The sequence below is a fragment of the Streptomyces sp. NPDC092369 genome (genome assembly GCF_044755245.1).
Taxonomy (GTDB): domain Bacteria; phylum Actinomycetota; class Actinomycetes; order Streptomycetales; family Streptomycetaceae; genus Streptomyces.
This window is the reverse complement of the sequence record NZ_JBIVQP010000001.1, coordinates 282,648-295,996: the sequence shown is the minus strand read 5'-3', so window position 1 is coordinate 295,996 and position 13,349 is coordinate 282,648. Positions and strand designations below refer to the sequence as shown.

Below are 13,349 nucleotides of genomic sequence, written 5' to 3'. Positions count from 1 at the left end.
GTGCAGAGCACCCCCCACCCTGTCCCCGCTGTTCCTACTCCACGCGCGTCCGCCGGTCCGGCCGGCGCGTCCGCCGGTACGGCCGCGGACGGTGCCGAACGGGAGACCCGTGTCCGGCCCGCCTCCTTCGCCCAGCAGCGACTGTGGTTCCTGGCCCAACTGCCGGGCGCGAACGCCGCGTACAACGAGACGATCGCCTTCTCCCTGACCGGACCGCTCGACCGTGACCTGCTGGCGCGCGCCTTCGACGCGCTGACGGACCGTCACGAGGTGCTTCGGACACGGCTGGTGGACGGCGAGGGGGAGGTACGCCAGCACATCGGCCCGCCGGGTACGGGATTTGCCCTGACCTTCGAGGACCTCGCCGCTGCTGAGGATCCGGACGCGCGCGTGGCCGCTCGCCAACTCGACGAGGAGCAGCAGCCGTTCGACCTGGAGGCCGGGCCGCTCGGGCGAGGCCGTCTGCTCGCCGTGGGCCCCGAGCGTCACGTACTCCTGCTGACGTTCCATCACAGCATCTACGACGGCGTCTCGATGAACGTGATGATGGACGAACTCGGTCAGCTCTACCAGGCGTTCTCGGTCGACGCCCCGAACCCGCTGCCTCCGCTGGAGGTGCAGTTCGCCGACCACGCGAGCGCCCAGCACCGGGCTGTCCTCGACGGTGGGCTCGGTGCCCAGGAGGACTACTGGCGGCGCGCGCTCCAGGACGCGCCGCCCGTCCTGGAACTGCCCACCGACCGGCCACGCCCACCGGAACAGCAATACGAGGGCGGGCGGGCCGAGTTCGGCCTGGACGCCGAGATCACCTCCGGACTCCGCGCCCTGGCCCGACGGCACGGGGCCACCTCCTTCGTGGCCGTGCTGACCGGCTGGGCCATTCTGCTGTCACGTCTGTCCGGGCAGGACGACATCGTTGTCGGCAGCCCGTTCGCGAACCGGCGGGGTCCGGGAGCGGCCGGCATCATCGGCTTCCTCGTCAACTCCCTGCCGCTGCGCATCGATCTGTCCGGCTCCCTCACCGTCTCCGAGGCGCTCGCCCGTACCCGCGCCGTCGTACGCCAGGCACTCGCTCACCAGGACCTGCCCTTCGAGCGCATCGTCGAACTGGTCAACCCGCCGCGCAGCGCCTCGCGCACACCGCTGTTCCAGACCATGCTGGCCTGGGTGCCCGAGCGGCAGGACCTGCTGCACCTGCCCGGAGTCGAGGCCCATCCGCTGCCGATCGTCCACGCCCCGGCCAAGTTCGACCTCGCCGTGTCGGCGACCGAGTCCGACGGCCGTATCACCGGGTATCTGGACTACGCGACGGCGCTTCTCGACCAGGCCACCGCCCGGCGCTGGGCCGGTCACCTGCGACTGCTGCTCACCGACATGGCCCGCCACCCCGAACGGGACATCCGTGCACTGGAGTTGATGGAGCCGGAGGAGCGCCGGCAGGTATTGCTGGACGGTGATGCCACGCGGGTCGCCGGTGCCGGCACCGATCCGGGCGGCCCCGATCTGAGATCCGACCCGACGGAGGCCGCCCTGCGTGCGGCGTCCGGACTCGTCGAACTCTTCGAGACCCAGGCCCGCGAGCGCCCCGCGCACACCGCGGTCGTGGACCGGGACCGCTCGCTGGACTACGCGGCCCTCGACCGCCGAGCCAACCACCTCGCGCACGCCCTCGTCGCCCGGTCCGTCCGCCCCGGCGATGTCGTGGGCCTGCACGCGAAACGCTCCTGCGACCTGGCGGTCGGGATCCTCGGCATCCTCAAGGCGGGCGCCGCCTACCTCCCGCTCGACCCGGGGCAGCCCTTGGAACGCCTCGCCACCATGGTCGAGGACGCCGCCTGCCCGATCGTGTTGAGCGACCACGACAGTGCGGAGCGCGGCGGAGGATGGCTCGACCTGAGCGACGTGGAAGCCGAGGGGGTAAGCCAGTCGGGCCCGCCGGCGGGCGTCGGCCACGCGTCCGACCGGTTGGCCTACGTGATCTTCACCTCCGGATCGACGGGACGGCCCAAGGGCGTGGCGGTGGAACACCGCAGTGTCCTCAACCTCTTCGCCACCTGGCACGGCCGTATGGGCACGGCCGCCGGCGAGGTCGGCTCCGCATGGTCCAGCATCGGCTTCGACGCCTCGATCCATGAACTGTTGCTGCCCCTGACCACCGGCGGCGAACTGCACATCGTCCCCGAGGAGTTGCGCGGGGACCCCGAGGCCTTGCTGTCGTGGATGTGTGAACACGCGGTCACCCAGGCGTTCCTGCCGCCCGCCTACGTCAAGTGGATCGACGAGGACCCCGCGGTGCGACTGCGCGGGCTTCACCTGCGCAAGCTGCTGACGGGAGTCGAGTCGCTCACCGAAGCCGCGCTGCACCGCATGACGCGGCACCTCCCGGGCCTCCGGGTCTGCTTCGGCTACGGACCCACCGAAGCGACCCTCTACAGCACCGCCCACTACGACCCGCGCCCGCTGGAGCGGCCCTGTCCCATCGGCCGTCCGCTGCCCGGCACCCGTATGTATCTGCTCGACAGCCGCATGGAGCCCGTCCCGCCCGGCGTGGTGGGGGAGGTGTACCTCGGCGGAGCGTCCCTGGCCCGGGGCTATCTGGGCCGCCCCGACCTCACCAAGGAACGCTTCCTGCCCGATCCGTTCGTGCCCGGCGAGCGGATCTACCGCACCGGAGACCTCGCCCGCCGGCTGCCGGACGGCGCGGCCCACTACCTGGGACGCGCCGACGACCAGGTCAAACTCCGCGGCTTCCGGATCGAGCCCGCCGAGGTCGAGGCGGCGCTGATGGCTCTGCCCGGCGTCCGCGAGGCCGCGGTCGTCGTCGACCGCGACGCGGCGGGCCAGCCCCGCCTGGTCGCCGGCATCGGCCGCGGCACGGCACCGGCCCGCACCGGCCACGACTGGCGTACCGCCCTCGCCCGCCGACTGCCCGACTACATGATCCCTGCCGTCTTCCTCGACCTCGACGCCCTGCCACTCAACCGCAGCGGCAAGCTCGACAGGACCGAACTGCTGCGCCTGGCCCATCAGTCGACGTCCGACCAGGTCAACACGGCCAGTCCGCGCGACCATGTCGAACACGGCCTGTACCGGATCTGGCAGCGGATCCTGCTCCACCCCGACATCGGCGTCAGCGACAACTTCTTCGAGATCGGCGGCACTTCACTGTCGGCCATCAAGATGGCCCACGCCGTCACCGAGACGTTCGGCCGCCGGCTCCCCGTGGCCGAGGTGATGACGCGGCCCACCATCGAAGCCCTGGCCGAGCTGCTGCGTGAGGACGACACCTCCCGCGCCCCGGGCAACCTCATCGAGTTCCGTTCCGGCACGGGCCCGCGCGTGGTCTGCGTCCACCCCGCCGGAGGCACCGCCTTCTGCTACCTGCCGTTGGCTGAACTCCTGCCCGAACAGGTCGGGTTGTACGGCATCCAGTCCCCGGGCGTGAACCCCGGCGAGGAACTCCTGCCCACCGTGGAGGCCATGGCCGAGGAGTACCTGCGTCTGCTCGGACTCCCGGTCGAGGCAACGCCGGACGGGACACCCCTGGACGGGACATCCCTCAGCGAGGCGCCGTTGGTGCTGACCGGCCTGTCCTACGGCGGTCTCGTCGCCCATGAGATGGGTCGCATCCTGGCCCGCGCCGGACACCGTGCCGTCAGCGTCGTCCTCCTCGACACCCAGGCCACCGACGACGCCTCCGCCCGCGAGGAGATCGGCGCTGTCGACGAGGCCGAGTTCCGCGACAAACTCGTGCGGTTCAACGGGATGTATCCCGGCATCGACGACGCCCAGGTCGAGCGCTATTTCCACCTCTACAACCACAACCGGCTCACCGCACGCCAACACCTCCCGGCGGCGTCCCCGACGCGCCTGGTCCTCGCACAGGGTGTACCGGACGGCATCGACACCCCCTTCCACGCCCAGGTGCGCGAGTTCTGGCGGCGCCGCGCGGAGGGCGAGTACTGCGTCGAAACGATGGAGTGCGACCACTGGGAGATCCTGGAGGGTGTCGGCGTGACTCAGGTCGGAGCACTGCTGAGTGCCGAACTGGCCTACCAGTCGGACCGGTTGGCGCTGTCGATACGGGAGGCGTGATGGGCCTGCGACCCACCGGCGACTCCCCGTCAGGACGCCGTCCCGCCACCCCGGCCGCCGCGGAGTCCACATCCCTCGCCGACGCCGTACTGGATCAGGCACGCCGCACCCCCTCCGCCGTCGCCGTCGAGGACGGCGACCGAGTCCTCGACTACACGGAACTCGAACGGGTCAGCGGCCGAGTGGCCGCCCGGTTGCGTGCCCAGGGAGTTCGCCCCGGGCACGCGGTCGCCGTGTGCCTGCCCCGCTCGTGGCAACTGGTCTGTGTCATGCTCGGCATCCGCCGTGCCGGAGCCACCGTCGTCCCTCTGGACCGGCTCAGCCCGCCCGACCGGCAGCGGCACATCCTCGACGACTCGGGCGCCGTCGCCGTCGTCCACGACAGCCGGTTCGGCATCCAACAGCCCTCGCGGGCGGCGGTGTTGGACGCCGATCTGCTCCTGAGCGCCGATGCCGAGCCGGCCGAGGGGTCCGGCCCGCCCGCCGTGGCACCCGGGCGTCCCGGCGACACGGCCACGGGCTTCGTCTTCTACACCTCCGGCAGCACGGGACGCCCCAAAGGCGTCGAGGTCACCGACGACGGAGTGCTGCGGCTGGCCCGGCCCGGCTACATCGGCCTACGGCCCGGCGCCCGCTACGCCTGTCTGTCCAACCCCGCCTTCGACGCCCTCAGTTTCGAGGTGTGGGTACCGCTCCTCACCGGAGGCGTCTGCGTCGTACTCGACGACACCCAGGTGAACAGCCCGCACCAACTGGCCCGAGTACTCGGCGAGCGCCGCGTCGACACCCTGTTCATCACGGTCGCCCTCTTCAACGCGGTCGTCGAGCAGGTGCCGGACTGCTTCGCCGCCGCCGAACAGGTACTCGTCGGTGGCGAACAGCTCAACGCACCGATCATCCGCCGCTGGTACGCGGCCAATCCCGCCTCCCGCACCGTCCTCCACAACGTGTACGGGCCGACGGAAGCCACGACCTTCGCCCTGTGCCACGCGATCCCACGGGACTTCGTCGGCGACACGATCCCCATCGGCACCCCGCTGCCGGGCACCGGCATGCTGCTGCGCACCGAGGACGACCGGACCGCCGAACCAGGCGAGGTGGCCGAACTACTGCTGTCCGGACCCGCGTTGGCCCGCGGCTACCGCAACCTCCCGGAGCAGACCGCCCGCGGCTTCGTCCAACTGCCGAACACAAAGGGCGCGCAACGGCGTTGGTACCGGACCGGCGACCTCGTACGCCAGGACACCCAAGGCCGGATCACCTACGTCGGCCGGGCGGACCGACAGGTCAAGGTGCGCGGTTTCCGGATCGAACCGGGAGAGGTGGAGCGGCAGATCCTGGCGCACCCCGCCGTCCGCCAGGCCTACGTGTGCACGCGCCGGGACGACGCGGGCCGGGGCGAACTCCTCGCCTTCCTCGTCCTGGGGGACGACGCCCTGGACGACGACCACGCCTACGAGGCCTACGACCGTCATCTTGCCGCCGCGCTGCCTTCGTACATGCGCCCCCATCACACCCACCTCGTCGCCGAACTGCCGCGCAACGCCAATGGGAAGGTCGACCAGGCCGAGCTGCTGCGCGACGCCCGGACCTCGTGGCGCGGCACGCGGGGCGGCGATGCACCCGTCAGTGCCGAGCAGCGGCGCGTGCTGGAGATCGCCGAGGAGATCCTCGCCGTCAACGGACTGCGTCCCGGTGACCGTTGGGCGGCCAGTGGCGGCGACTCGTTGAAGGCGCTGCGCTTCCGCTTCGAGATCCTCAGGCGCTTCGCCGTCGACCTGCCCCAGGACCTGGTCCTGACGGCCGACTTCGCCGCCCTCGCGGACGCCGTCCACGCACCGGACGCGGCCGGAGGAGAACACCCGCCCGTGCCCGGCCCCGCGAGCGAACCGAGCGCACCGGCCACCAGCGAGCAGGAACGCCTCTGGCTCCTGCACCAGCGACAGCCCGAAGACCGTTCCTACGACGTGCCGCTCGCGTTCCGCGTCCACGGCAGCGTCGACACCGCCGCCCTGCGTCGCGCGCTGCGCGCCCTGGTCGAACGGCACGTGGCCCTGCGCACCGGGCTGGTGCCCACCCCGCACGGACTGATTCAGCAGACCGCCGAGACCTATGACCCCTGGCAACCACTCGAAGGGCGTCCGGGAGAGGAGTGGCAGGACGCCGCCGACCGGTTCTTCGGCCACCGCTTCGACCTCGCGGACGCTCGGATGCTGCGGGTCGCCTGGGTGGCACAGGCCGACGGCGGGATGCTCCTGCTGCACCTGCACCACGTCTCCGTGGACGGCTGGTCGCTCAGCCTCCTCCTTCGCGATCTCGCGGAGGTGTACGCCGCCGGTGGTGCCCAACAGCCCTCCGTCCTCACGCCCTTGGACTTCGCCCACTGGCAGCGCACCTGGCACACGAGCGCTCCCTACCGGGACCGTCGCGAGCGGCTGCGCTCCCACTACGGCCGCGACGGTGAACCGTCCGCTGCTCTGCCCGCCCCCGATGCGACCGCCGTGCCGCAGGCCCGGCTGCTGCGCACCTCGCTCGACCTGGTCCGCCGCGGCGCACTGGACCGTCGCGCCGCCCAACTGGGCCTGACGAGATTCCAGTTGCTTGTGTCCGCGTTCGCCGCGGGTCTGTACGGCGTCACCGGGCAGGACCGTCCGCTGATCGCCGCGCCCGTGGCGAACCGGCCGCGACCCGAATTCGCGGAAACGGTCGGCATGTTCGCCAACACCGTGCTCCTGGACCTGCCGATGGAGCCGCACCGCTCGCTGGACGCCCAGCTCACCGCCCACTCCCACGCCGTGTCCGCCGTGCTGCGGGATCAGGAGGTCGCTCTCGCCGACGTCCTCGCGGACCGCGCCTTCCGTGAGCGAACGCCTTTGTTCGACTACCTGTTCGTGCTGGAGAACACCGAGTTCTCGGCACTGCGGCTGGACGGCTGTGAGGTACGGCCGGTGTGGCGCGAGCCGCTGGGTGCCAAGTGCGCCCTCACCCTGTCGGTGGTCGAGCACGAGGGCGGGTTCGACTGCCTCTGGGAGTACCGGGACGACATCGGGGCCGAGCGCGCCGAAGCCGCCGCCCAGCTCTTCCGCCAGACTCTCGACCACCTGACCGGCGACACCGGCGAAACCGGCCTCACCCTGCACGACCTTGTCGCCTCCTACCGCCGCTCACTGCCCGACCACGGCAGAGGCCCCCAGCGGACACCCGACTTCACCACCGTCGCCGACGGCTTCGCCCGGCAGGCGGCCCGCACCCCGCACGCCCCGGCCGTCACCACCGGAGAGTCGACTCTCACCTACGCCGAACTCGACGCCCAGGCAGCCGAGTTGGCCGCCGGCCTGCGCACCCGCCTCCGCATCCCGGCCGATCCCGCCGCGCCGGCGGCCGTGGCGCTCTACCTCCACCCCTCCGTCGAACACATCGTGGCGCTCCTGGCGGCCGCCCGCCTCAACCTCACCGTCGTCCCCCTCGACCCCGCGTACCCGCCGCCTCTGCTGCGACAGGTGCTCGACCAGGCCGACCCCCTGTGCGTGCTCCTGGCGCCCGAGGACGAGGACGTCCTCGCCGCGATCGCGCCCCCCTCCCTGCCACGGCACACCGTCGCGCTCGCCACCGCTCCCACGGCCACGCCGCCCGAACCGCCCACCCACCAGGGGCTGCGCCCGCTGTACACCCTGTTCACGTCCGGCTCCACCGGTACCCCCAAGGGAGTCCAGGTCCCCGACCGGACTCTGTGCAACCTCCTGACCTGGCAGCGCACCGATGGCGGCCTGCGCGGGCCCGCCGTCACGCAGCAGTTCTCCATGCTGTCCTTCGACGTCTCCTTCCAGGAGGTCTTCACCACCCTGTGCTCCGGTGGCCTGCTGCGCTTGGTGCGACCCGCCTGGCGGCACGATGTCCCGTCCCTGCTGCGGGAGTTGGAGACCGGGGGAGCGGAACGGATCTTCCTGCCGTATGTCGCCCTCCAGCTGCTCGCCGAACACGGAGTACGCACCGGGCGGTTCCCGTCGCGGCTGCGCGAAGTCGTCACGGCGGGCGAACAGTTGGTGTGCACCGACGCGATCCGCCGCTGGTTCGCGGGGCTGCCGGACGCCCGCCTGTTCAACCACTACGGCCCCACCGAGACCCACGTCGCCAGCGGCCTGTGCCTCGACGGTGACCCCGCCGCCTGGCCGCTGCGCCCGGCGATCGGGCGCCCGGTCGCCAACGCCGTCCTGCGGATCGTCGACGAAGGCGGCCACCCCGTCCCGCCGGGCGTCACCGGCAAGTTGCTCATCGGCGGACTGATGGCCAACCGCTGCTACCTCGGCCCCGAGGCGCCACACAGTGACCGCTTCACCGACGATCCCGACCTGGGGCTCTTCTACCGCACCGGTGATCTGGCCCGCTTTGATTCCGACGGCCTGCTGCACTACGCGGGTCGGGACGACGCCCAGGTCAAACTCGGCGGGCACCGGCTGGAGCTGGAGCAGGTCGAGGCCGCTCTGCTCCAGTTCCCCGGTGTGACCAACGCGGTCGCCGTCGTGGCGGACGGTCGGCTGGTGGCATGCCTGCAGTGTCGGGGCGGTGATCCCGACATCGCGGAACTCACAGACCATCTGGCCGGTCAGTTGCCTGCCTACATACGCGTCGGCCGCTTCCGTCGCCTGACCGAACTGCCCCGCACGCCGAGCGGCAAGCTGGATCGGCAGGCGGCACTCACCGCCCCCGGCCGTGAGTTGAGCCCGGCCCCCGCGACGGCCTCGGTGCTGTCGCCGCTCGAAGGGCGGCTGGCCGCGCTGTTCGAGACGGTGACCGGCAAGGCGATCGCCGTTGAGCAGCGGTACTTCGACGCGGGCGCGACGAGCCTGGATCTGATGCGCTTCCAACTGCGGTGTGCGGGCGAGGACGGACTCGCTTTCACGGTGCCGGAGTTGTTCGAGCACGTCAGCCTTCGCGCCCTGGCCCGTCTCCTGGACCGGCGGGGCGCGGTCACCCCTGAGCCGGCGTCGGTGGGTACCGGCCCGGTGGGGGAGCGGGCCGAGGAGCCCATCGCCGTCATCGGGATGGCCGTACGCCTGCCGGGCGCCCCCGACCTGGCCGCTTTCTGGGACCTGATCGTCTCCGGTGACCGAGGCATCGAGCACTTTCCGGCGGCCGACGGCCTGGTCGGTGCCCGCAGCCAGATGGCGGGGCTGCTCGACTTCGACCCGGGCCGCTTCACGATCAGCCCGCACGAGGCCCGGCTGATGGACCCCCAACAGCGGCACCTCCTGATGAACTGCGTCGAGGCACTCGCGCACGCGGGCATCGGCGCCCCCCTGGCCGGTCGCGTCGGACTCGTGGCCGCCTGCGGCGAGAACACCTACTTCCAGCGGATGCTGCGCGAGGCCGACCCGGCCGAACTGCCCGACACCTTCCGGCTGGCGCTGCACCACGAGAAGGACTTCCTGGCCACCAAGGCCGCCTACCATCTCGGCCTGACGGGCCCCGCCTTCACGGTGCAGTCGGCATGCTCCAGCTCGCTGGTCGGCGTGCACATCGCCGCCGGGATGCTCCGGCAGGGCGACGCGGACGTGATGCTCGTGGGCGGTGTCCTCGTCGACCGCGACCTGACCGACGGTTACACCTACCGGCCGCAGCACATCTTCTCCCCGGACGGCCACTGCCGGCCCTTCAGCGCGGACGCCGCCGGCACCGTCGGAGCCAGCGGCACCGGCGTGGTCGTCCTCAAGCCCCTCGCCGCCGCCCGCCGGGACGGGGACACCGTCTACGCCGTCATCACCGGCTCCGGCATCAACAACGACGGCTCGGACAAGCTCAGTTACAGCGCGCCCGCCCTGGCCGGACAACGTGCCGCGATCCGCACCGCCCTGCACCGCAGCGGCCGTACCGGCGCCGACCTCGGCTATGTGGAGGCACACGGCACCGGCACCCGACTCGGGGAACCGGTGGAGGCGGCCGCGCTGCGCCAGGCGTACGGCCTGGCCGACGACGCGCGCGTGGCGCTGTCCTCCGTGAAGAGCCAGATCGGACACCTCGGTGCCGCCGCGGGCGTCGTCGGCATGGTGCGGGCCGTGCTCGCCGTGCACCACGGGATCGTCCCGCCCACGGCGGACTTCGACCGCCTCAACCCGGAGATCGACGACGGGCCGTTCCGGGTACCGGTAGCGGCGGAACCCTGGCCGCAGGGCGTGCCGCGGGTGGCCGCCGTGAGCAGCTTCGGCATCGGGGGGACCAACGCCCACCTGCTGCTTGAGCAACCCGAGGCCCCGCCGACGGCGTTCACCGCACCGACCGCGCAGACAGCACCCGAACCCGTGCCGTGCCTGCTCCTGTCCGGCGGTTCCGAGGCGGCCGTACGCGCGGATGGCCGCCGTATCGCCGACTACCTGAGCGCACACCCCGAGACGTACCCGCAGGTACTGCGCCATCTCCAAGCCGGACGTCCGGCGCTCGCCCACCGGGCGGCGGCGGTCTGCCCCGACGTCGTGTCGGCCGTGGCCTGGCTGCGCTCGCTCACCCCGGCAGCTCCGCCGGCCTCGTCAACTCGACCTGTCCAACCGGGACATGACCCGCAGGCGGTCGCCGCGGCCTGGACGGCCGGGCACACCTTCGTCTGGTCCGAGGGTCCTGCGAACCCGCCCTGGGACTTCCCGCCTCCCGCCTTCGACACGGCCGAGTACGACTTCCCCCGAGCTGTCGGTGCGGTCGCGCCCGCGTCGCCGCAACGGCTGCCCGCCACCGAGTGGTTCCACCAGCCGCAATGGACCCGCATACGCCGAGCCCGCACCACCACACCTTCCCAAGAGCCGCGCCGCACCGCCGTGTTGGTCACCGCGCCGGGCACGGACCCTGACGCGTGGCGACCCCTGGAGCGGCACTACGCCCGCGTGATCCGTGTGCAGGCGCGGGGCACCAGCGTGCCCGACACCCTCACCCGCCTCGGCGACGACCGCTACGAGGTCGATCCCGTCAACTCCCGACAGCTCGCGGCACTGTTGGCTCGCGCGACCGATCGCGGCGAACCCGGCGTCGACTGGTTGCACGCCCTGCCCTTGGCGTTGGACGGCAGTGTCGACGAACGTTCGCTGGAGACCGCACAGTGGGCGTGCCTCGATACAGTCGCCGTGCTGAGCAGGACCCTGGCCAACCTCCCGGACGTGGACCGGCCACGCGTGTGGCTGCTGTCCCACCAGGCACAGCCGGTGGACGGCGCTGTCCGCAGGCCCGAAGCGGGACTGCTCGCCGCGGCGACCGAGACCCCGCGCCAGGAACTCGGCGTGAGCATGCGCTGGTTGGACCTCCCGGGACCCGACCCGGCCGACTGGGGGGACCACCTGCCCGACCTGCTGATCGACGACACCCCCACCGGACCGACGGTCGCCCTGCGCGCCGGCTTCTGGTGGCACCGCACCCTCCACCCGGTCCCCGCGCCCGTGCGCACCACCTCGCCGGTCGCCCCCGGAACCCACCTCATCCTCGGCGGTACCGGCGGCATCGGCACCACTGTGGCCGCACGCCTCCTCGACCACCCCGGCACCCGAGTGGTCCTGCTCGCCCGCGGAGTCAGCGCACCGCCCACCCTGCGGGCCCACGCGGACCGGGTCACCGTCGTCCCGGCCGACCTCGCCACGGAGGACCCGCACACCATCGCCGCGCGCCTGACCCCGCATCTCGACGACCTCACCGGCATAGTGCACGCGGTGGGCACAGCCGCCGGGGGTCTACTGGCCCGACGCGATCCCCTCAACGCCCGTCGTGTCACGGCCGCCAAACTGCGGGGCGCCCTGCTCGTCGAGCGGCTGATCGCCGAGCACCGTCCCCACTACGCGGCCTACTGCTCCTCAATGGCCGCCCTGTACGGCGGCGTCGGCCAGTTCGACTACGCGGCGGCCAACGCCTGTCTGGATGCCTTCGCCCAGTACGCACCTCCCGGCGTGGACGACGCGGACGCGACCGTCCGGACGAGTGTCGGCTGGGACGCCTGGCGGGAGGTCGGCATGGCGCACCACGCCCTCGGCGCCGACGCCCGCCACCAGCAGCACCTGGCCGTCGCGCTCACCCCCGAGGACGGCGCGGCGGTCTTCGAACAGGCCCTGCACCTGCAACTGCCCCACCTGATGGTCAACACCACACCCCTGCCCGAGGCGCGCTTCTTCTACGAACCCGCAGAGGAGCCGGAAGGGGTACGCGGGCAGGCACCCGTCCCGAAAACGCCCCCGGCGCACAGCGCCCCCATACCCGGCGACCCCGCCACCGACCTCGCCGACGTGCTGCGCGACCTGCTCGGCGTCGACGCCATCGACCCCGCCGCACCGCTGTACGACCTGGGCGCCGACTCGTTGACCCTGCTGGAGGTCATCGAGGAGGTGAAACGGCGGTACGGCGTCGACATCGAGCTGTCCCGGCTCAGCCACCGTGTCACCCTCGCCGAGATCCTCGACCACCTCGCCGCCGTCATCCACCCGACCTCTTCGGCAGGCGCCGAGGTGGACGTCGAGGTCTGGCAGCGCGGCACCGGCCGGGACGTCCTCTGCCTGGTCCATCCGGTCGGCGGTGACATCCAGGCCTACCGTCCACTGGTGTCGGCCCTCCCGGACCACCTGACCGTCTGCCTCATCGCCGACCCGGCCCTGCGCGACCCCCACCTGCCCGCCCGGTCGATCACCGACCGCGCAGCGCACTACCTGGAGGCCGTCCGGACCGCGTTCCCCGATCGCGACCACCGACTACGCCTGGCCGGTTGGTCGTTCGGGGCGTGGACGGCCCTGTCGATGGCGGCCCTCGCGGAGACGGACGGGCGCCCGGTCCACGCCCTGTATCTCCTCGACCCGCCACCGCCCGGCGCCGGCGAACGGCTCGCGGCCTACGACGAGCAGCAGGTGGACGCCGTCTTCGCCCGCGAACTGACCGGCAACGGCGGCAACGGCACCGACCGCCTGACCGAGTCGGGCCGCGCCTACGCCGAACGGCTCGCCCGCTGCTGTCGTACCAACCTCGCGGCCATGACCGAGCACCGGTTGCCGCGGCTCACCCGGACACCGACCACCGTGTGGCTCGCCGAGCGACCCGTCGACGACGTGACCCCACTGGCCCCGGAACCCACCTCGCCGGACGCGTGGAACGCCCATCTGCCCGGCCCGGTCGGCGTTCATCGCGTCGACGCGACCCACTACGAACTCGTAGCCCCGCCGCATGTCCATGAGATCGCCGCCGCCCTCAAGGACGACCTCGCGCGCATCCCGGTGAGAACGCGCGACTCCGCATGATCCGCA

The 13,349-nt window shown here is 72.1% G+C and carries 2 protein-coding genes; both read left to right on the top strand.

All coding sequences use genetic code 11. The features are described 5' to 3' along the window. Window positions 1-4,095, top strand: coding sequence for an amino acid adenylation domain-containing protein (locus ACIQI8_RS01250; RefSeq protein WP_402343166.1), 4,095 nt, complete (start codon window positions 1-3; stop codon window positions 4,093-4,095). Then, the gene (locus ACIQI8_RS01245) at window positions 4,095-13,343 is read left to right on the top strand and encodes an amino acid adenylation domain-containing protein (RefSeq protein WP_402343163.1); all 9,249 of its coding nucleotides are present in this window, start codon (window positions 4,095-4,097) and stop codon (window positions 13,341-13,343) included. Before ACIQI8_RS01250 ends, ACIQI8_RS01245 begins: the two co-directional genes overlap by 1 nt. Window positions 13,344-13,349 lie beyond the last annotated feature (6 nt).

Excerpts from the sequence above, each read along its gene's own strand:
- ACIQI8_RS01245 (WP_402343163.1), top strand. The coding sequence starts at position 4,095 with ATGGGCCTGCGACCCACCGGCGACTCCCCGTCAGGACGCCGTCCCGCC.